Here is a 241-nt window from a genome sequence, read left to right on the forward strand (position 1 = left end):
TTCCTGGAGGCCCAACTAATAAAGCTCCTTTTGGAATTTTTCCACCAAGAACGGTGTATTTTTCTGGATTTCTAAGGAATTCTACAATTTCTTGTACTTCTTCTTTTGCGCCTTCTAATCCAGCAACATCTTTAAAAGTAGTTTTAACTTCCGATTTTTCGTCGAATAATTTTGCTCTAGATTTTCCGATGTTGAAGATTTGACCTCCGCCACCGCCAGCGCCACCGCCAGACATTCTTCT

1 pseudogene is annotated in these 241 nt (G+C 40.2%); it reads right to left on the bottom strand.

What is annotated here, in order from left to right:
* Positions 1-241: pseudogene (locus tag DIU01_RS15530) on the bottom strand (peptidase M41); the annotation flags it as partial.

This window comes from Flavobacterium sp., from assembly GCF_003525665.1.
Classification (GTDB): Bacteria; Bacteroidota; Bacteroidia; order Flavobacteriales; family Flavobacteriaceae; genus Flavobacterium.